The organism is Enterobacter sp. ku-bf2, from assembly GCF_001742765.1.
In the GTDB taxonomy this organism is placed as follows: Bacteria; Pseudomonadota; Gammaproteobacteria; order Enterobacterales; family Enterobacteriaceae; genus Enterobacter; species Enterobacter quasiroggenkampii.
On sequence record NZ_MDVW01000001.1, the window covers coordinates 833,656 to 853,134 of the forward strand.

Genomic DNA, 19,479 nt, shown 5'->3' on the forward strand with positions numbered 1-19,479 from the left:
GGTCCGCTTTGAGCGATCTGCGGACATAGCTAACAGCATTCTGTGTGAGTCAACGGGGAGCAAGTCACAAGGTTGTCTAACCTTATACACAGCTCAAAATATAATGGCTCTGTCGCGTTAGACGTCATGCACTTTAGCCCTGTCAGGGAGTTAAATTTTTCCAAATGTCATAGCCGATATACGCTAACATTGAGGTAGCAAACAGGGAAAAAATGATAACAACGTAGCGGAATCTACCCTGACTTGCGGCAGTTTGCGCCTCCAGATGGCTCTTTTGCTGGCTCATTGCCTCGATCAAAGCCTGCTGGCTGGTTTGCAGAGACTCAATAGCCTGGGTTGGTGGGGTCAAATGCTGCACCAGTGCTGCCTGGACGTCGGTAGACAGCGTTTCAAGGCTGCTTAACACTTCCCTCCTATCGCTTTCCTGCCGTTCCGCGAGCATGGTTCGCGCCGTTTGCACACCTTTACTCACGCCATTGAGCTGCTGGTCAAGTTCACTTATCGACTGCTTTATTTGTTGCTGGGCCTGCATGACACTTTCCAGCCGTTCAGCCAACCGCAGGTCACGCTCTCGCGTCGACTGTTGCTCGCTGGCATTCGCGGCGCCGGTTTCCTCCAGGAAGCGGTTAGCATTCAGCAGTTGCTGCAATAAGGCCTCAGCACTGTCGATACCCGTTTGCTGATACTGCTGTATTACTGCCTGGACACTCTCATTTTGCTGTCCAAGAACATCCGACAGTTTTTCAAAGACCTCACCGATCGCGGCTTTCAGCTGGCTGTCATAGTGTTCCGATTGTTGGCTGAGCGCGGTGCTAATATTCTGTTTTTTTTCCTCGACCTGAATCGAAATAAATTCCCGCAGCTTATTTATCGCCCCTGGGATATCGTCATCTTGCAGCTCACGTAACGATTTTTTCAGTGGATTAATGATTTCTTCGGTGTTTGCACCTACCGCATTAATGGCATCATTGATTTCTTCAACCTTATCTTTGGTCTCCAGAACCTCTGTATTGAGTTTTTTTAACGAACTCTCAAGGGGATTGAGCGGCTCCTTGAGTATTTTCACCATTAACTCGGTGAGCGATTTTTCTTTATTTATTATTTCACGAGTCACGTTCATGCCTTATCCAGAATACTTTTCAGTTAAATTCATTAAATCTTCCCGCTGATTTTTCAACGCAACGCAGGATAAAACTTGTAATAACGCATCACAATCATCACGTTCCTGAAAGGCTGAATCCAGACGCGTACTTAATGTTTTGAGATATTCTTCATCAAGAAAGTGAACAAACTGCTCGCAGCGGACAAGATCCTCTTGTGATTCAACAGCAATTCTCTTTAACTCATCTTCGCACGAGACGGCATGTTGCTTAAGTGATGTCTGTTGCCGCAGAGATTTATTCTGCTCTACCCGTAACTCCTCGAGAATTACCCCATCTTTGGTGAGTTTGCTTTTGTATTGATTATTGACGTTCTCTGCGGCAGCCATCCATTGTGAGGTCCACAACCGAATGACTTCCACTTTGGCATTATCAGCGGCATGGATGACGCTGTTTTTATCCGATAAAAAATTCGCAGAACTAAGATATGTGTCGATCCAATAGTCATTGAGCCTATAGCGAATAGCACTGAAGTTTTCATCAAGAATATCCTGCACCGCCTGCCTCGTAGGTTCAACTTTATTGTGGGCCACTTTTTGCCAGTAGGCAGTATTATTTTTCACATCCAACTGGATATTCTTAATTTTAGAGCAATAGTCGGCGATCATGCTGTGCAAACTAGTACATTTTTCGCTGCTGTAACTTCCTTTCAATTTAAAGTTTGCGGCCTCTTCCGCAGCTTTATCAATAAGACGTCGGCTGACAGGTAAAGCGTTATCTTTCAATAACCTCTCCGTTTTTTTTATTTTCTGCTGCGTCTGAGCAATAGCGTTTTTCCAAACTGTCAGTTTATCTTTTGTCTCTTGTTGCTGTTTTTTTAGCCCCAGCAGTTCTCTTTCGATTGCCGCCGTTTTTTCCTCCTGGATATATTTAACGCTGAGGTGAGTATCCAAGGTACTTCGCAGTCGTCCGAGTGGGCTTGTCGATGTTGCAATTTGTTCCAACAGTTCGCTACGCAAGCGGCTGACCATGGGGGCAACCCGGGCATAAAGGGCGGTATCGTTTTCGGCCATACTCAGCCAACTGCTGCCAAACTCGAGCGGAAAGTAGAGGTTCCGATCTTTCGCCGCGTCGCTCAGGTTATTAAAGCGTTCAATCTGTTCAATAAGGCGCTGACGTAACTGCGTGATATCGAAAGCCGGATTGTTGCGAATCAGCGTCTTCACCGACTGCGCTGAGTAAGAATAGGTCGTCACGATGCGAAACCGATGCGGCATCGCCTGCCAGTCCTCAATACCCGGCAGGGTGATAACCTGCGGCTGCAGGAAGCTCAAATCGTCGCCACGACCAATCAGCAGGACCAAATCAGCGAAGGGAAGATAGGTCTTCGCCATTTGATTTACATGCTTTTGCTCTTCCATATTGGCGGGATTATCACCAGGCAGATCCAGAATACGCACGCCGGGCACTCCCGAGGTTTTTATCCTGAAAAAACGCCACGGAATATGCACAATACAGGGAGAATCAACAACCAGTTCACCTCGTTCCATCTGCTTTCTGAGCTGCGCTAAGGCCTCAGTCATATCGTCGTCAGAGGCAAGCCAGCGCGTTTTCGATTGCACAAACAATCCCCAGCGCTGGTCTGTTGAACGACGATATTCCATGGCGGTGGCGGTGGATGATTTCCCGGCTTCCCGTCCGCCGCGCAGCACATGCGATAACGTTGCCATCTGCTGCAGATCGATGTCCATCAGGTCGAGCAGTAAGGTGGTTTTTCCGACCTGCGTCTTACCAAATATGACCACATACGGTTCGGCATCGCTTTCCTTAAGTTGTATCCTTTCCTGAACGTCATGACTTAATGTCTTAATCAGCCGATCGTAGGCGCGAAAAGCCCACTCCGACTGCCGTGACTCTAACCGCTGCCAATAATCAATAACTTTCCCGGACGTCATCTCACTCACCACGGCTGGTGATTAATACTTGCAGGCCCGTAGCCGATGAACCCAGCTCAGTGCGCAGGTCGTCGATAAGGACATTCACATCGGCGATGGCTTTCGCGAGCCGATCCTTGCGCATCAGCATTTCGTCCATGTGATAACGCGCACGTAACGTTTCGCTAATCTGCCTACGCGCCGCGTTCATCGTGTCATCGAACTGCTTGCGTAAATGCTCAATATGATGGTCATGAACGCTGGCAAGCATGACGTGTGCCTGGGTGCTCGCTTTTTTCTCAAATGTGCGCATTCGCGTTACTGCAGCCGCGGTCACGTAGGCCGCCGCCACAACGGCGGTTACAGCAACGGCAGCAGGATGCATCATCACCGGTGCGGGGGGAAGAGGTGAACCCGTCGGGTCAACAGAAGACTGATCCTGGCCAAAGAGCGCACCTAGGATATCGGAATCGCCGTCACTAACAACGTCAATCGCCAGCACCGCCGCCAGTGATTTTATTGCGGTCTTGCCAAGATCAACCCCTGCGTTGAGAGTTTGAACCCCTTCTGCCGCGACGTTACCCGCGGATGTCTCGCCATCGTCCTGCTCAAGCGTGACGTAGGGCCGCAGCTCTTTGCAAATCTCAGGCATGGCGTACACAAGGCGGGTGTACTCTAGCGAGAGCACCGGGATCAATTCCACGCTTTTCCTCAGCTGTTTATTCACCACTGGGGTGCTTTCCGTATTCGACGTGGCGCCATGATTTAGCAATATTTTGATATTACTTATTTTTTCCGCATCCAGCTGTTCGTGTTGTACAGGCTGTCCGGCGCTATTCATATAGCCAAGTGCTACCAGCTTCTCCAGCTTCGGTGATGAAGGCAAGTTTGGGCGATCGTTGCCGTTCGGAATGGGCTTGAGTTTCGCCGCCGTCAATTGTTGCAGACTGTTCACATAGTCGTCGAAGAGATCAGCTGATGCGTCCTGCCATGAATCCTGAACCAGTTGTTGTAATTTGCCTTTTGTCTCACTGGTGGTATCAAATGCATTCGATATCCAGTTGGCAAATCCCTCATGCTCTTTGACCAGCCTGCGGTCCATATTAGCCTTCGCCGCCTCAAAAGTTTTAGCGATGCACATTTTTACCTTTTTGGTATGCTCCTCCCGCAGTTCCTGCACGGCACTGTCAAACACTTCCAGAGCTTCGGCCAGCACCTGGCTGCCATCGTCCAGGCCGCCTTTATCACTGTGGTAATACAGACGTGACTGGGTGCGGATCATATTCATGACGCGCGGCAGATCCTTACTAACAATCCCAGTAAGGTGGGTTAACTGGAGATAACGGTTGGTCTGTCCGGAAAAGTTAAGGTCGTCAATGGCCCGGCGAAGGTGCGGCATCCAATCTGTTACGTATTCCGGATCGTCGGTGCCGGTTAAAATAATGTTGTTATCGGTATATTCGGCAGCGACATTGAAGGTTTCAGCCGCGCTTTTTCTTAATTCAGCTTGACGTTGCGGATTGTGGCGATACGCTTCTGTCTTGGAGATAACAATATAAGGTTTACAATTCTTAAGCTCTTTTTCCAGCATATCTTTGACGATTTCGAGCTGCTGCTGGTTTGCCAGTCGCGTCTCATCGGTCACGATTATACAACCGCCTGCCGCTATCATCGCCTGACGCATCAGTTCCTGCCATTCACGATTTTCACGCTCTTGTTTTTCATAACCAGGCAGCAGTAACCAAGCCTGGTTATTGCGGGTAAAATAACGCTGCGGTACTTTCAGTATCGGCAGTAAATCCCCGGCATCAGGATCGCAGACCGCGCGCTGAAACTCATTAACGTCGACCCTGACATCCTCCAGCGTCAAACCATTTCCAGTTTCGACCAGGCGGCGGACATAACCCTGCGCTACTTCAGTCTCACGACTCTCGAGGATCAGTACCGGCATTTTCTCGCCGCGTCCTTCATTACTGCGTAACCAGCCGCTATTGTCATGATGTAGGTTATACAGGCTCGCCATCAGCGTCGTTTTACCTGCCCCCTGCGAGCCACCTATCGCCACAATCCAGGTATCGGCGAGCACCTCAGCAAGCAGCAGTCGTCGCATGACCTCAAGTAATTTTTCATCAAGCTCCTCACCGTCAAGTGCGGAACAGGCCCCACGTAAACGACGCAAAGCATTATTCAGAGCCTTGAGCTGGATTTCAGGTGATTCCATTGGCATTTCGTATCCTCAGCAGGTCTTAATTTTCCATCCTTATCGGTCGGCCCGGAGCCTGGTACGATAAGAACAACGGCGGTTGGTTTTGAAGTTGGAGTGAGTAACTTCCCTTTTAAAGAACCTTTTGGCCCAGCAGCATCCACGACAGTTTCGGAAAAGGTCACCGGCATAGCCGCCAGTCGTACAAATGTATACGCGCTTAAAAAAGCAATGGAGGCAATAATAAATATCGGTGATATTCATGTAAAAATTATCGCGCCAGTCAATTTATATTAAAAATATGACCTGTTCTTCATGGATTAATACATCAGCGGCGTTAGTAAAGTCCGCTCCTGGCACACGTCAAAGGTCTCATCCACATAGTCAAATGCGTCCTGAAAGGACGAGTCGCTCACAGGCTATAATTAGAAGCTTGTGTGTAGTCACTGTAGTTGCTTCAACGGATAAGAATTGGAGCTACTCGAACCGTCGCTGTAGACCTCAGTTATAATGATTTTTTTACCCTCAACTGCATATTTGACCGTACTGTCTGCAGGATCATCCCGCCAGCGACCGGTGCTGTCAGGATTGTCAGATGCCCACATCACTTGATTGCCGATAAGTTTGCACTTGATGGCCCAGCGGGTGCCATCGTTCTGTCGGATATAACGTACGTAAGCAATACCTGACTCGACTTTATCCAGCTGCATGATTTTTAGATCACGGCCGAACATTGCCGCTGAAGCAGCCTTACAAACCTGACCCACCGTCACTTCAGAAGCCAGTACCGGAGCAGCAAACACGAGCGGAACAAGAAGCAGCAGTTTCTTCATACGGATCCATCCCTTTTAGTTATGTTCATGAATAACACTTATCGTATATTTCGGCAAACTGAAGCATTTCTTGACGAATATTTAGCGTTACAATGAAAGGACTTACTAAAAAATTCCTGGCGCAATCTCAAGCACTTCCTGACGGTTAGCCCTGCTCCTGCTGTACATCCTCAGCGTGATACGCGAACAAAACATCGGGTATGAGGCCGGCTTTCTTTATGGTTGCCAGAAGGGACTGCGTTGAAGCCTCAGTGATAACCTTCATCGCCTCATCACGAACTTGAGCATATGCAGGGTCTTCACGGGTCACAAAAGCTCCAGGAGATGGGCAATCGCTTTACCATTATCAGAAAGGCTGAACGTGCCAGAAGTGCGATCCACATTCCAGATGTAGATGAGTGGCCATAACCCCAGCTCGTCGCATTCGGCCTCACTGCGCAGCCCCGGCAGGTACACGGGCATAGACAGCTTTTCATCACTCAGCGTCAAAGCGATAAACTGGTTTGCCGTAAGACGGGGGCCTTGCCTGGGCTCAGCGTCTGTTTTTTTAAAGAATCCGAACATGGTGCTTTCCTTGTTTATGACGAATCGGAATTGTAGTCACTGTCTTACTGAGCTGATTAATCGGCGCTTCACTGACCTCTGCGCAAATTAGCGGTAACTATCGTTCAGTAAAAGTTACTTTTACACGCTTCAAACCACCAGAAACGAGAATTACTTATCGCTTTTCTTTGCAAGAGAACCTTGTGTTGTTCAATACACGACAGGTGTGGATGATGGCACAATAATGAAGAAACGAGGGTGGATCCTTCGATTACACTCGCAGCATTGTTCAGTTGCCGCTGTACCAGGCTTGTAGATAGTCAATTGTCATAACGTCTCCTAACGCTCTCTTCCGCCAGAATCGAATCTGATAAAGTTGTTTTCAAATTAGCGATATTCAATGGCGGGCCATGAGTGGTTCACGCTGCATTTCAAAGGCGACAACCGTATGAGCGAAAATCCCTTCAGAGACCAGCCGTTCATGCAGACCAGATGCCCAAACGTATTCTTCTTGCTGCAAACCAATCCTGTCACGAATCCATTTGATAAGGCCGCTCTGAGCGAGGTGCGGACCTAAAGAACTAGTGTCAAACATCTGACGATTGATCCCCCACCAGGTTTCAAAAGGACCGGTAGACACCCCGTCTCCTGCGGAGAGATCACTTCAGCTCCAGCATGCTTATCACATGGGCAATATCCGCGATATCACCAACTGACAATGGTTGCAGAGGTCGAGGCAGGCAATCCATGTCGGTAAGCCCAAGCACACCAGCAGCAGCGGCAATAACGCGAATACTTCCCCCATGTTTCCGGAAGAGCGACCACAACGGCTCGAGGCGGGTTGTCAGGGCTGTAACGCGTTGATGATCGTTTGCCGCCGCAGCTTCGGTGATTTGTTTCGCCATCTCAGGGAACAGACCGCCACACACGGAATACCACACTTCACAACCGGCATTTAATCCCAGCCCCGCATAAGCGTCGCCACTAATACCGATTGTTACGCCAGGGCGCAAATGTTGACGTAACGCATTCACCCGCTCAATCGCTGCAGCGGGGCTATCCGGGACGCCAGGGATCTTGACCGAGCGAACCCCCTCAAGTGAGGAGAGACGACCGTGGAGTTCATCCGTAAAGGTAAAATGCGTAGTGCCCGGATTATCATAGATACACACCGGTACAGAAACGTGCCGGGTAACGGTCTCAAAGAGTGAGAAGACTTCTTCGTCACGGAGTGGCTGGTAACTGACCGCCGGGAGTAACAGCGCATTCGCACCAGTTGCCTGTGCATCATCTGCCAGATGCAGAATGGCATCGGTACTGACCGCTCCCACACACACCATAACGGGGATGTTCCCTGCATGCTGTTTTGCCAGCGTTGCTACGCGCTTGCGCTGCTCCCGGGTCAGATAGGCGTAGCTTCCGGTTGACCCCAGGATGCCCATAGAATCAACCCGAGCGTCTGTAAGACGGGAAAGAATATGGCTGAAACCCTTTTCATCCACGCCGCTGGCAGTGACTGGGGTTAATGGAAACGCCGACAAACCGGTAAACATAACTGTTTCTCCTGAAGGGTATTACTGCTGTTGTTCTTCGATGAGAGCAACTTCAAACCACAGACCGGGCATCATTTTTTCCAGGCCGTCGGTCAGCATCTTCCCGGCTTCGTGAAGTCTATCCAGCGGCATCTGCGGGAGACTCTCCAGAATGAACCACATTTCCTGAGCTTCCACGCCTAAGCGGGTTCTGATCCCCTGTCGCCAGTTCCAGCGACGGCAGGTCACGCCAATATCATCACACCAGATAACCTCGCCTTGTGAAGGATACTCAACGGTGGCCTCTCCCTCTTTGACGGTATCAAAAGGCTCTGTTCCTTTTGCCACAGTCAGACGCGGCGCCCCCTGATAGGCAGAGAGATTCTCTCCACCAACCGGAACGGCATAGCGGAGACTAACGGCATTATAAAGATCAACGATAGGATCGAGCGCTGGCATCGTTCCGTCACGTAACACGCGCTTGCGTAACGCATCCGCTGAGCAAGGAGTGCGTTTAGGTTTAGCACCAAACTTTTGAAAAACGTCGGCCCATGCCGCCAGATGAGAGTCCGCCCACTCTGGTTCACCGGCCAGAACGGCTTCACAGGCTTCACGCAGCGCCATTTCTCCAGTGTCGGGATTAAGCACTGGCGCAGCTTTTACGCAGATGCTGAGTGCCCGAAAACCGGGAGCAATACGATAAATTTCAGGGGCAATTGACGGCGATACTGTTAGCACGTGATAATCCTGTAATGACCAATTTATTCCATGATAATGACCAATGACCAAAAAAGTCAATTTAATGACCGATGCAAATTCGATCGCCAGTTCCGTGAATGAAGCCGTATCGCAGCGAATAAAACTGTATCGTAAGCAAAAGAAAATCTCCCTTGATGAACTCTCGCGTCGGGCAGGCGTCAGCAAGGGAGCGCTGGTTGAGATAGAGGGATGCCGGGCGAATCCCAGCATTGCCCTGCTATGCCGCCTGGCTGCCGCAATGGGGGTTTCAGTGGCTGATTTTGTGGATGTCAGTTCAAAACCGACCGTGCATCTCATCGCTGAAGATGAGATCCCTGAATTGTGGGAAGGTGAAAAAGGCGGGAGAGCAAGATTGCTAGCAGGGTCGGGTGGCCCTGATATGACCGAGCTCTGGATGTGGGAAATGCAGCCGGGGGAAAAGTTTGCGTCCCCCGGCCACACGGAAGGAACGCTTGAACTGTTTTATGTGCAGTCGGGCACGCTCACACTCGGCGTACAGGATCACGTGTATCGGGTAAATACTGGCTGTTCGGCAACCGCCAGAACGGACGTTCCTCATTTCTATGAAAACCAGGGGGAGAACCCGCTGGTATTTATCATGACAGTACATGAAAAAGCATCCTGAGCATTCCCCGGCATAGAGGACAGCCCTGTGCCTCATCACAAGTAGCCCAAAAGGAGGAGTTCGGTGAATAATCAGCATCTGCGTTTTACCAAAGACAAATTTATTGTCACAACCGATCCCAGCTTTTTTCAGCTGGAAGCCATTCACGATTACCTCTCGCAATCGTCCTGGGCTCCTGGTATTGATGCTGAAACGGTCAGGATATCAATCCAGAACAGCCTTTGTTTCGCGCTCCTGGATGGAACAAGACAAATCGGCTTCGCCCGTCTGGTCACAGACTATGCCACTTTTGGTTATTTGTGTGACGTCTACGTGCTGAACGATTATCAGAAAAGTGGTCTTGGACGTTGGCTGATTGAATGCTGTCATGCCCATCCATTGTTGTCACGTCTGCGACGGATAATGCTGGTAACCGACAGCGCGCCATGGTTATACCAGAAGCTGGGGTATAACCCATTGAACCGACCAGATTTTGTCTGGCAAATCAATCGACCCGATATTTATCGTAACCCCGGGCAAAAATAAAAGTACTTTTCAGAGAGTAATGATAAATGTGAATCCGCAGGGCCTGTCACTCTGATGCAGAAGAATTTGCTCTTTTAGCCGAACGAATCTTACGACATCCGCTTCTGGCACTGAGCGGATATGCTAACTGAGCTAAAGGTCCGCTGTGAGTGAGAAGCAAACATCTTAAGTAGGTTATTCTTTTATGCTACTACCTCTATGTAGCCATGTTATATGGCTACATTTATGCAGAAGTAAGGATTAGTCTTTTCCCGGCCCATAATTAAATTTTGTCCCTTTGCCAATGGCGTAAAACTGTCCGCCAGCAACGTAATGGACAGTACGTAATTCATCTGGTGCATCATCAAAAATCCAGTGCCCATTTTTGAAAACGCGGTCATCACTCCATGCTCCGACAATTTCCCCCATGAACAAGTTGTGCTGCTTTTCATTTTCTTCATTGGGTATGACCTTACATACTAACCAGCCAGCGCAACCTTCCACTAAAGGCAGATCAAACTCTTTCTGATAAAATAGTGGGATTTTACTATTTTTATCGGGTGTGTCGGAATAACTGTGACCTCCAGCATATAAAACCATTTCCATCTGATTTACTACTGGGATCTGTACAACGTAATATCCGCTTTTTTCTACAAGCCCGCGAGTAAATGCCTGTGGACCTATAAAAGCCATCACTTTGTTATTGCCTACTAATCCCACCCAGGCCGCTGCCATGACATTTTCAATGCCATCATTTTTAGCCGATATCATCGTCGTTGGCCCGACCTGTAATAAACGATAGGCTTTGTTTAACTCTACTGGTTGAATTGACATAGTTTACTCTTTTGAGTTCTGATAAAAAGTAAGACAGGTTACTTATTTGATTGTTCTATTATATGTCTGGAATAGTTGCAAATTAATTGCTAATATCAAAATACATTATTGCAGATTTCACAATAATCATGGACAAACTTGACGCTCTAAAATTTTTTATCATCGCCTCTGAGACCTTGAACTTCCGCGAAGCAGCCATCAAGCTGTCGGTTTCACCATCAGTAGTAACCCGAACAGTCGCTGAGCTGGAGAAACAACTTGGTGAACCTTTATTCAAACGCAATACTCGTTCGATCTTTCTCACTAGTTTCGGCGAACTATTTTTACCCCAAGCGAAGCGACTGCTTGAAGATTCTGAAAAACTATTTCAGACAGCGAAAGATGATAATGAAATGAAGGGTATTGTTCGTATCACATTATTTCGATTTCCAAATCATGAACAAATCTTGTATGAACTATTAACTGCACTACGTCCCTATCCTGAGTTATTTATCGACTGGCGTTTAGATATGATGAAACTTGATACTATTGAGCATCGTATCGATATAGGTATACGCGTAGGGAGAGAACCTAACCCAAACTTTATCATTAAAAATATCGGACAAGTTGAACATATTTTGGTTGCATCCCCTGAACTTATTGAGCGCCTGGGAGCACCTACTGATTTAGAAGATCTTCGACAGCGTTATCCATTTAGTGGTTTAATTAATCCTGAGACGGGAAAATCATTTGAATTTATGAGTGACGCAGTAAATACTTTTGTCCCTCGTCATATTGAGTTTTATACTACAGATCCATATGCCGAAATTCAGGCTGCATTGGCCGGGAGAACGGTTGTACAGTCCAGCGACTTTATCTGTAGGGAGTACTTAGCAAGCGGCCAACTTGTTCCCCCATTGCCAGAACTGCGACAGGAGAAATGGCAATTTTATTTATATCGGCCTTACCAGCTGATTACTCCCAAAAGGGTGACGGTCGTTTTCTCGTTATTAGAAAAAATATTACGCAAATATTTCGCATCAAAATAACATTCTCCTCGACGTCCGCATCTGGCACAGAGCGGACATCAGAATATCGGCTATCCCCGACAAACAGATGGCTCTGGCGACAAAAACACTCACCTTCCCAGTGCCGCAACAATTGCCCCCTCCATTTTCTCGGGCGTGGTCACCGGTGCAAAGCGCTTTAGGGGTTTACCGTCACGCCCGACAAGGAACTTGGTAAAGTTCCACTTAATCCGCCCACCCAGCACGCCGGGCAATTCGTCTTTCAGATAACGAAAAATCGGATGTGCTGCGGCGCCGTTGACCTCGACTTTCTCGAACATGGGAAAGCTGACGCCGTAGTTAATGTAACAGGTCTTTGAGATGTCGTCGGCTCCGCCAGGCTCCTGCTTACCGAACTGGTTGCAGGGGAAGCCAAGCACCACCAGCCCTTGATCGGCATGTTTTTTAAACAGTGCTTCAAGACCCGCATACTGGGGCGTAAAGCCGCACTGGCTGGCCGTATTTACAACCAGAACCACCTTACCCGCATAGTCGGCTATTGAGATCGGCCGACCATCAAGGCTGGTAGCGGTAAATTCGTAAAAGCGCGTCATCTGTATGGTCCCTGTTCTGCTTAATCGAGAGGTGGATACAAAAATACGAGGTTCAGGACTGACATTCCAGATCTTCGCGAGTGGGCCCCTGAAAGTAGACGGTACCAATGTGGCAGCTACGGGGCTGAGTGAGCACAAAACGCAGCGTTTCCCAGACAGATCGTCCATTCATTAAGCGCTCCCCCATTCGCGAGCGTTCGTCGACAAGCGCGTCTAACCCGGTAAGTTCAAAATCGGGTGGATACAAGCCGGTCACCCTTATATTTTCCCGGGACAATTGTTTTGACAGTTTGGTGATAAAGCCGCTCATTCCATGTTTGCTGGCAAAAAAAGCGGGATGGGCAATGGAATCTGTAAAGTTCGGAATACCGCATGCGGATATAATCGCAATGATGTCTGCGCCGTCTGAACGTCGCAATCCTGAAAGCAGCGCCTGGGTGAGCAGGATTGAACCTGTCAGGCCTGAACTGACGGTATTGACGATTTCTGTGCTCGATTGTTCGTCTAGAGTCCCTGACAGCCACTGAGCAGCATTCAGTAGTAAAATATCGATTGGCCTGTCTGCATGTAAGACCTGCGAAGAGAACTGAGAAACGGATTCCGGCTGGGCTAAATCGCAAAGATACCCTCTTGCCACACCCCCTTCAGCCGCGATGAGGGCGCAGGTTTTTTCTATATCCTCGACCCGACGGGCGCTAAAATCCACGTCAACGCCCTCTCGCGCCAGCCAGACGCACAGCGCCTGACCAAATCCCCCGCCGCCACCCGTGATAACAGCGCGTTTTCCTCTCAGCATAACTCTGCGTCCTTTATCGTGATGAGTCTGTGTCGGAGGATTTATAGCATGACGGGGCGGGGTAACATCTTCCCGTTAGTGCCGTGGCGCGAACTTCCCGTCCTACACCGCCGACTTCGGCCGTAAATTCTCGTCAAACGTCAGCCTCTTGCGTTCAGGCTCAACCTCGCGCAGTGGCTCGACCTGGTGCATAGTGAGCTTGCAGCGCTCCACCAGCACCTGATACTCCCGCGTGCCCTGCTGCTTCCAGGCCAGCTCCTGCTCGCTCAGCTCACGGATCGCCCTGGCCGGGCTGCCGATGATCAAATGGTTGGCAGGCATCTCCGCTTTGGCCTTCACGAACGCCGACGCGCCGACGATGCTGTTTTCACCAATGACCGCCCCGTCCATCACCACCGCGTTCATGCCCACCAGCGCATTGCGGCGGATCACGCAGCCGTGAAGAATGGCGCTGTGGCCGATGTGCCCGTCCTCTTCCACCACCGTGTCCTGCTCCGGGAAACCGTGCATCACGCAGTTATCCTGAATATTGGCACCGTCTTTCACCACGATACGGCCAAAATCACCGCGCAGGCTGGCATTGGGACCGACGTAAACGCCTTTACCCAGAATCACGTCGCCAATGAGCACCGCTGTGGGGTGAACATAGCTCTCGTCCGGCACGACCGGCGTCAGGCCGTCAATTTGATAAACAGGCATCTTCCCTCCTTATGCGCTTGTAAGACCACCAAAGCGTTGATAGTAGAGCGTGCCGGGCACGGGCAGTTCGCCGACAGAGGTTTCGCCCTTCTCGCTGACAAACGCCAGCGCCCCCGGCGCGACACGCTGATAGATATTAATGCAGAGCTGTCGGGCGCTTTGTCCTGCCCAGTGCGCAGGCAGTAACTCTTCCGGCAGCAGCGGGTCCTTCAGCACCACGCGACGATAAAAGTGAATCAGCAGCAGCTGGATCTGGAAGCAGCGTTCCGGCGTCAGATCCTCCGGCGCGGCCTCTTTCAGCAGCGGCAGCAGCGGCCGGAACGAGCTGATAAACGACTCATACATCGCGTTTTGCTCGGTTAACTGCCAGCACTCTTCTACGCGTGAACGCAGCGCGGCGCGCGAGAGCGCCAGCGGCGAGTGGGCTTCAAAGAAAATCACGTTTTCCGCCACGCCGGCATCGTGAAGCAGGGACTGCACGTCCGCCAGATGCTGTGACGGCGAGGCCATCAGGCTCGGCGCCAGCGTGCCAAACCCCTGCCAGATCAGCTGCTTTTTAACGTCGGCCAGGGTGGTTTTATCCAGCCCCTCGGAGAGCAGCAATAACCATTTACCATCCCAGGCGGGCAGTTCCGCGCGGTAGATCTTATTCTCCGCGCGACGCGTCAGGCGCAACCCCTTATCGCTCAGGCGGTAAAAGCTGCGTCGCCCGATGCGCGAGACGTCCAGCCAACCCTCTTTGTTGAGGCGAAACAGCGCGGTACGCACGAACCGTTCGCCGAACCCCATGCCTTCCAGTAAGGCAGCGAGGCTGCCGAGCCAAATCTCACCGCCGCGATGGGAAAGCGCGTCACCGTATAACGAGGAGATAAGCGAAGTCCCGCTGACGGGAACGGAGCTGACCGCGTGCTGGATAAAGGCGTCGAGTTTATTCATGTGATTCATTCTGTTGTTATTTTTGTCCTGGATGAATCATAGCATAGGACCCTAACCCTGACCCTCTCCCCAGAGGGGAGAGGGGAAAATGCCACACCGAGCAGTCCCTTCGCCCTTTCTGAGGAGGCAAAAGACCGCACCGTACCGTCCCTTCTCCCCTTCGGGGAGAAGGCCAGGATGAGGGGGGTGTTGTTTTAACCGTTGGCCGCAACTTTACGCAGGTCAAACACCCGGCAGGCTTTGCCCTCCGAGCGCGGGATGCTGCCGCAGTTCACGATTGTCACGTCGGTGGAAATCCCCACCATCGACTTAATACGGTGGCGCAGCTGGTGGCACACCTGGCAACGCTGCTCGTGCGTCAGCGTCAGACTGCTCTCTTTCAGCTCCACCTTCACAGAAAGTGAATCAAGATGTCCGCGACGGTTCACCTCAAGCTGGTAGTGCGGAGAAAGGTGTTCGAACTTCACAATCTCCTCTTCCAGCTGCGACGGGAAGACGTTGACGCCGCGAATGATCAGCATATCGTCGCTGCGGCCGCTGATCCGATCCATACGACGCATGCTGCGCGCGGTTGCCGGGAGCAGACGCGTCAGGTCGCGGGTGCGGTAGCGGATCACCGGCAGCGCCTCTTTGGTCAGCGTGGTGAACAGCAGTTCGCCCTGCAGGCCGTCATCCAGCGGCGTGCCGTCGTTCGGGTTGACGATCTCCGGGTAGAAATGATCTTCCCAGATGGTCGGGCCGTCGACGGTTTCGATACACTCCATCGCCACGCCCGGCCCCATCACTTCGGAGAGGCCATAGATGTCCAGGGCCGTAATCCCTAAGCGTTTTTCAATTTCACGACGCATGGCCTGCGTCCACGGCTCGGCGCCGAAGACGCCCACGCGCAGGGAACAGGTGCTGGCATCGCCGCCCATCTGGCGCTCCAGCTCTTCAATCAGGTTGAGGCAGTAGGACGGCGTCACCATGATCATGTCCGGCTGGAAATCACGGATCAGCTGCGCCTGTTTCTCCGTCTGGCCACCGGACATCGGGATCACCGTCGCGCCTAAACGCTCCGCCCCGTAGTGCGCCCCCAGCCCGCCGGTAAACAGACCATAGCCATACGCCACGTGAATTTTGTCCTTCGCGCTGCCGCCCGCCGCGCGCAGGGAGCGCGCCACCAGGTTGGCCCAGTTGTCGATGTCGCCCTGGGTGTAGCCGACAACCGTCGGTTTGCCGGTGGTGCCGGATGACGCGTGAATGCGCACCACCTGCTCCATCGGCACGGCGAAGGTATCGAACGGATAGTTATCCCGCAGATCCTGCTTGGTGGTGCACGGGAACTTACGAATATCCGCCAGCTCTTTGAAATCGTCAGGATGAACGCCCGCAGCATCAAACTTGCGTTTGTACATCGGCACGTTGTTATAGGCGTGATGCAGCGTCCATTTCAGACGCGCGGTTTGTAGCGCCTGTAACTCGTCAAGGGAGGCCGTTTCAATCGGATCAAGCTTTGTTGTATTTGTCATTGTAGGGTACTCACATTGTTTTTATGCTCAAACACGCTCAAGGATCATGGCAATGCCCTGACCCACACCGATGCACATCGTACACAGCGCGTAGCGCCCGCCGCGTCGGTGCAGTTCGTTACTCGCGGCCAGCGCCAGCCTGGCGCCGCTCATGCCCAGCGGGTGGCCCAGCGCAATCGCGCCACCGTTCGGGTTGACGTGCGCGGCATCATCCGGCAGGCCCAGCTGACGCAGCACGCCCAGCGCCTGCGCGGCGAAAGCTTCGTTAAGCTCGATGACGTCCATATCGTGAATACTGAGTCCGGCGCGCTCCAGCACCCTGCGGGTGGCCGGCACCGGGCCGAGCCCCATCAGACGTGGCTCCACGCCCGCCGTCGCCATCGCCACGATCCGCGTGCGAGGAACTAACCCCTGCGCCAGCGCCATCTTCTCGCTGGCGACAATCAGCGCCGCCGCGCCGTCGTTAACCCCGGAGGCATTTCCGGCCGTGACCACCCCGTTCTTACGGAACGGCGTTTTCAGCCCGGCAAGCTGTTCGAGTGTGGTGTCCGCGCGCGGATGTTCATCCACGCTGAACTCAGTGATCGCCCCTTTTTTACCCGGCACCGGCACCGGGACAATCTCCTGCGCCAGAACGCCGTTTTGCTGCGCCTGCGCGGTACGCTGCTGGCTGCGCAGCGCGAAGGCGTCCTGATCGGCACGGCTGATATTTAACAATTCAGCTACATTCTCTGCCGTTTCCGGCATACTGTCAGTTCCGAATTGCTGATGCATGAGCGGATTCACAAATCGCCAGCCGATGGTGGTATCGAAGATCTCCGCCTGTCGCTGAAACGCCGCGGTGGCTTTGCCCATCACAAACGGCGCGCGGGACATCGACTCCACGCCGCCCGCGATCAGCAGGTCGCCGTCGCCCGCCTTAATGGTGCGCGCGGCAAAACCAATCGCGTCCAGCCCGGAACCGCACAGGCGGTTGATCGTCGTGCCGGAGACCGTCTGCGGCACACCGGCCAGCAGCGACGACATGCGCGCCACGTTACGGTTATCTTCCCCCGCCTGGTTGGCGCAGCCGAATATCACGTCGTCAATCCGCTCCAGGTCGAGCTGCGGGTAGCGGGCCAGCAGCGCGCGCAGCGGCACGGCACCGAGATCGTCAGTTCGAACAGCGGAAAGTGCACCGCCGTAACGGCCCACCGGGGTTCGAACGCCATCACAAATAAATGCGTCACGCATCAGGCCTCTCCTGTCACGCTGCCGCCGATGCGGTGAGATTTTCCGCGAAAAAGGGCGACGGTTTTCTGTTGTTGGTTATGGATTTCAATGTCATACACGCCGGTCAGCTTGCCCTGATGCTTCACCCGCGCGGTGGCGGTGAGCGTGTCCCCGGCGAAGCCCGGACGCAGAAAGTCAATCGAGCAGCCGGAGGCTACCGCCGCCAGCCCCTGGCTGTTGCAGGCGTAGGCAAAAGCGGTGTCCGCCAGCGAAAACAGCTGGCCGCCGTGGCAGGTTTTGTGGCCGTTCAGCATCTGCGGGGTGATGGTCATGGTCACCACCGCGTAGCCCTCGTCCATCTCGACAATGTCCATCCCCATCGCCTGCGCGCAGGCGTCCCGTTCGTACATGGTGCGGGCGTTATGCCAGGCGTTATGACTCATAGCTACTCTCCAGAAGCGCGCGCTGGCGCAGCAGTGAACAGGGGCGATAGCGCTCTTCGCCGTAATGACGCTGCAGGTTCTCCAGCAGCGTCAGCAGGCGCTGCCAGCCCAGGCGCTCGCCCCAGGCGATCGGCCCGCTCGGGTAGTTCACGCCCAGGCGCATGGCCGTGTCGATGTCCTTCTCGCTGGCGACCCCTTTTTGCAGGGCATCCAGCGCCTCGTTGGCAATCATCGCCAGCGTCCGCCAGATCAGCAGGCCGGGATAATCGGCAATTTGCACCACCCGGTGTCCCTGCTGCTGCAGGTAGCGGATGGCTTTTTGCGTCGCGGTATACGGGTTGCTGGCGGCGGCGGCAATGACCGCCACGTCGCGCTCAATGCGGTCGACCACCACCACCGGGCCGTTGAGCCGCAGCGCCAGCGCCTGCGCGGTCTCGCCCTGCGTTTCAACCAGATAGACATCATCTATTTCCGTGACACCGTCACGTCTTTTTTCTACGCGCATCGGGCTATAGCTGTCGTTCACCGACTCAACCCACAGCACGTCCGGTTTTTCACCCTGCCAGTCGTACACGCCCTTCCCGCTCTTTTTGCCCAGCCTTCCTGCCAGCACCAGTTCCTGCTGAACCAGCGAAGGCAGAAAACGACGCTCCTGCCAGAAGGCGTTAAATACCGAGCAGGTCACCGCAAAGTTGACGTCCTGACCAATCATGTCGGTCAGCTCCAGCGGCCCCATCGGGAAGCCGCCGCCTTCACGCAGGGCGGCGTCAATCACCTCCGGCGGAGCGACCTGTTCCTCCAGCGCGCGCCAGGCTTCGGAATAGAACGGACGCGCGACGCGGTTGACGATGAACCCCGGCGTTGACTGGCAGCGAACAGGCTGTTTGCCCCAGTTCAGCGCCAGCTCGCACAGCGCGTCGGCCACTTCCGGGGAGGTCGCCAGCCCGCTGACCACCTCCACCAGCTTCATGACCGGCGCCGGGTTAAAGAAATGCAGGCCTGCGACGCGTTCCGGGTGGTGGACGTCCGCCGCAATCGCCGTGACGGAGATGGAAGAGGTATTGCTGGTCAGCACCGTCTGCGGCGGGCAGATCTCAGCCAGCTGTGCAAACAGCGCCTTTTTCACCTCCAGCCGCTCGGAGGCCGCTTCAATCACCAGATCGGCCGCGGAGAGCGCCTCGATATCGGTGACGGGAACCAGCCGGGCAAGGATTTGGCTGCCGGCATCGGCGGAAAGCTTTCCGCGCGTTACCCGGGAGTCCAGACGCTGGCGGATCCCGTCGATGGCGCGTGATATCGCATCGCTGGAGATGTCGTAGATCAGCACCGGATGACCGTGGCTGGCCGCCACTTCGGCAATGCCGGCGCCCATCGTGCCGCTGCCGATCACGGCGACAGTCCGTATGTTCAGCATC

Annotated in this window: 21 protein-coding genes; 3 read left to right on the top strand and 18 right to left on the bottom strand. The window is 53.0% G+C overall.

The genetic code is table 11. From position 1 onward, the window contains the following. Positions 1-142: 142 nt before the first annotated feature. The 9 genes from BFG58_RS03945 to BFG58_RS03980 form a co-directional block, all read right to left on the bottom strand. Positions 143-1,120, bottom strand: a complete 978-nt coding sequence (locus BFG58_RS03945) for a hypothetical protein (protein WP_063621546.1) — start codon at positions 1,118-1,120, stop codon at positions 143-145. A gap of 3 nt (positions 1,121-1,123) precedes the next feature. Then, complete coding sequence (locus tag BFG58_RS03950; RefSeq protein WP_069719297.1) at positions 1,124-3,055, bottom strand: hypothetical protein; 1,932 nt, start codon at positions 3,053-3,055, stop codon at positions 1,124-1,126. A gap of 1 nt (position 3,056) precedes the next feature. Beyond that, on the bottom strand, positions 3,057-5,261 hold the full coding sequence (locus BFG58_RS03955) for a sugar kinase (protein ID WP_069719298.1): 2,205 nt from the start codon (positions 5,259-5,261) through the stop codon (positions 3,057-3,059). A gap of 419 nt (positions 5,262-5,680) precedes the next feature. Further along, positions 5,681-6,070, bottom strand: coding sequence for a hypothetical protein (locus tag BFG58_RS03960; RefSeq protein ID WP_069719299.1), 390 nt, complete (start codon positions 6,068-6,070; stop codon positions 5,681-5,683). Between the two features lie 145 nt (positions 6,071-6,215). Further along, positions 6,216-6,380, bottom strand: a complete 165-nt coding sequence (locus BFG58_RS24265; protein WP_254665186.1) for a hypothetical protein — start codon at positions 6,378-6,380, stop codon at positions 6,216-6,218. After that, a complete protein-coding gene (locus BFG58_RS24270) occupies positions 6,377-6,634 on the bottom strand; it encodes a hypothetical protein (protein WP_254665187.1) in 258 nt (85 codons plus the stop codon). The genes BFG58_RS24265 and BFG58_RS24270 overlap by 4 nt, the downstream gene beginning before the upstream one ends. A 376-nt stretch (positions 6,635-7,010) precedes the next feature. After that, positions 7,011-7,253 carry a hypothetical protein gene (locus tag BFG58_RS03970; protein ID WP_069719300.1) on the bottom strand — a complete coding sequence of 81 codons (243 nt, stop codon included), beginning with the start codon at positions 7,251-7,253 and terminating at the stop codon, positions 7,011-7,013. A 19-nt stretch (positions 7,254-7,272) separates the two neighbouring features. Further along, a complete protein-coding gene (locus BFG58_RS03975) occupies positions 7,273-8,166 on the bottom strand; it encodes a dihydrodipicolinate synthase family protein (RefSeq protein ID WP_069719301.1) in 894 nt (297 codons plus the stop codon). Positions 8,167-8,187: 21 nt separating this feature from the next. Further along, the gene (locus tag BFG58_RS03980; protein ID WP_045910441.1) at positions 8,188-8,883 is read right to left on the bottom strand and encodes a B3/4 domain-containing protein; all 696 of its coding nucleotides are present in this window, start codon (positions 8,881-8,883) and stop codon (positions 8,188-8,190) included. A 43-nt stretch (positions 8,884-8,926) separates the two neighbouring features. Here BFG58_RS03980 and BFG58_RS03985 point away from each other — a divergent pair, with 43 nt between their 5' ends. Together BFG58_RS03985 and BFG58_RS03990 are read left to right on the top strand one after the other, a co-directional pair. Continuing rightward, on the top strand, positions 8,927-9,529 hold the full coding sequence (locus BFG58_RS03985; protein WP_048223019.1) for an XRE family transcriptional regulator: 603 nt from the start codon (positions 8,927-8,929) through the stop codon (positions 9,527-9,529). A 63-nt stretch (positions 9,530-9,592) separates the two neighbouring features. Further along, positions 9,593-10,054: a GNAT family N-acetyltransferase gene (locus BFG58_RS03990; RefSeq protein WP_008502363.1), complete on the top strand. Its 462-nt coding sequence runs from the start codon at positions 9,593-9,595 to the stop codon at positions 10,052-10,054. 240 nt (positions 10,055-10,294) lie between these two features. On the opposite strand, the gene BFG58_RS03995 is transcribed toward BFG58_RS03990, so the two are convergent. Further along, a complete protein-coding gene (locus BFG58_RS03995; RefSeq protein ID WP_021241342.1) occupies positions 10,295-10,867 on the bottom strand; it encodes a flavin reductase family protein in 573 nt (190 codons plus the stop codon). A 128-nt stretch (positions 10,868-10,995) separates the two neighbouring features. Between BFG58_RS03995 and BFG58_RS04000 the strand changes: the two genes are divergently transcribed. Further along, positions 10,996-11,895: a LysR family transcriptional regulator gene (locus tag BFG58_RS04000; protein WP_069719659.1), complete on the top strand. Its 900-nt coding sequence runs from the start codon at positions 10,996-10,998 to the stop codon at positions 11,893-11,895. Positions 11,896-11,984: 89 nt separating this feature from the next. Here the strand turns inward: BFG58_RS04000 and BFG58_RS04005 are convergent, their stop codons facing one another. From BFG58_RS04005 to paaH, 8 genes are all read right to left on the bottom strand, one after another. After that, positions 11,985-12,467: a glutathione peroxidase gene (locus BFG58_RS04005; RefSeq protein WP_069719302.1), complete on the bottom strand. Its 483-nt coding sequence runs from the start codon at positions 12,465-12,467 to the stop codon at positions 11,985-11,987. Positions 12,468-12,519: 52 nt separating this feature from the next. After that, positions 12,520-13,263 carry an SDR family oxidoreductase gene (locus BFG58_RS04010; protein ID WP_063621540.1) on the bottom strand — a complete coding sequence of 248 codons (744 nt, stop codon included), beginning with the start codon at positions 13,261-13,263 and terminating at the stop codon, positions 12,520-12,522. A 102-nt stretch (positions 13,264-13,365) separates the two neighbouring features. Beyond that, entirely contained in the window at positions 13,366-13,962 is a 597-nt protein-coding gene (gene paaY, locus BFG58_RS04015) for a phenylacetic acid degradation protein PaaY (protein ID WP_069719303.1), read from the bottom strand. Between the two features lie 9 nt (positions 13,963-13,971). Beyond that, positions 13,972-14,907 (bottom strand): phenylacetic acid degradation operon negative regulatory protein PaaX, encoded by a 936-nt coding sequence (gene paaX, locus BFG58_RS04020; protein ID WP_024908033.1) that lies wholly within the window; start codon positions 14,905-14,907, stop codon positions 13,972-13,974. A 185-nt stretch (positions 14,908-15,092) separates the two neighbouring features. Beyond that, positions 15,093-16,409 (bottom strand): phenylacetate--CoA ligase PaaK, encoded by a 1,317-nt coding sequence (paaK, locus tag BFG58_RS04025; RefSeq protein WP_069719304.1) that lies wholly within the window; start codon positions 16,407-16,409, stop codon positions 15,093-15,095. Between the two features lie 27 nt (positions 16,410-16,436). Beyond that, a complete protein-coding gene (gene pcaF, locus BFG58_RS04030; RefSeq protein WP_069719305.1) occupies positions 16,437-17,642 on the bottom strand; it encodes a 3-oxoadipyl-CoA thiolase in 1,206 nt (401 codons plus the stop codon). After that, positions 17,642-18,064, bottom strand: a complete 423-nt coding sequence (paaI, locus tag BFG58_RS04035; protein ID WP_025911352.1) for a hydroxyphenylacetyl-CoA thioesterase PaaI — start codon at positions 18,062-18,064, stop codon at positions 17,642-17,644. The genes pcaF and paaI overlap by 1 nt, the downstream gene beginning before the upstream one ends. Continuing rightward, the gene (gene paaH / locus BFG58_RS04040; protein WP_069719306.1) at positions 18,054-19,478 is read right to left on the bottom strand and encodes a 3-hydroxyacyl-CoA dehydrogenase PaaH; all 1,425 of its coding nucleotides are present in this window, start codon (positions 19,476-19,478) and stop codon (positions 18,054-18,056) included. The genes paaI and paaH overlap by 11 nt, the downstream gene beginning before the upstream one ends. Between the last annotated feature and the right edge of the window lies 1 nt (position 19,479).